General features: G+C 35.6%; 1 protein-coding gene. It reads right to left on the reverse strand.

Features of this window, described 5'->3' with window-relative positions; genetic code table 11:
• Positions 1–3: 3 nt before the first annotated feature.
• Positions 4–690: an IS1595 family transposase gene (locus MmiAt1_RS09300; RefSeq protein ID WP_318786602.1), complete on the reverse strand. Its 687-nt coding sequence runs from the start codon at positions 688–690 to the stop codon at positions 4–6.
• Positions 691–738 lie beyond the last annotated feature (48 nt).

Below are 738 nucleotides of genomic sequence, written 5' to 3' on the forward strand. Positions count from 1 at the left end.
GGGTCACGAGTAGAACAGAGGATTTTTCCTTACAATCTTTAAGATTTTTTGATATAAATCTTCATTCCTATAGTTATACCTAAATTCACATTCCTTTAGATGAAGATAAAAATATTTTTTATTCACTCCTCTATGTTTACTCATTCTGGTTTTGGAATAACCCCAGAACCCTTCAATCCCATTAATATGACTTTTTCCATTTACAAACTCATTTCGCCCATGGTCTACCCGATAGTGTTTATCATATCCAACATCCACTAATCCATCATATCCTTTCCAGCTGTCAGAATAAATAACGCTATTCGGTTCAACTTTTCCACGGATTATTGATTGTAATGTTGATTTTTTACAATCCGGAACAATTTCAGTATAAACTTTCCCGTTTCGTTTTCTCATCCCAAAGACAATTGTTTTGCTGCCGGCACCGCGTCCACGCTTTCCTTTTACGCGCCTCGGGCCGAAATAAGATTCATCAACTTCAATTTCTCCTTGGAATGGTGATTCCTGTTCACAAAATTCGGCAATCCGCTCGCGGATTGCCATAAGGTATCTATTAACAGTTTTACGTTCTAAATTCACAATTTGGGATATTTGAGTTGCATCCAGATCCAAAACAAAAAGCTTCACAATTTGTCTAAATTTAGCTTCAGAAATTTTAGAACGATTTGCATATTTATTTTTCAATTGCATGAGCATGATTAGAACACCTAATTATTTAGTTGTTCTACTCGTGACCCT

It is taken from the genome of Methanimicrococcus hacksteinii (assembly GCF_032714515.1).
In the GTDB taxonomy this organism is placed as follows: Archaea; Halobacteriota; Methanosarcinia; order Methanosarcinales; family Methanosarcinaceae; genus Methanimicrococcus; species Methanimicrococcus hacksteinii.

What these genes read in the sequence shown, in the direction of transcription:
- MmiAt1_RS09300 (WP_318786602.1), bottom strand. Translation starts at nt 690, where the DNA reads ATGCAATTGAAAAATAAATATGCAAATCGTTCTAAAATTTCTGAAGCT.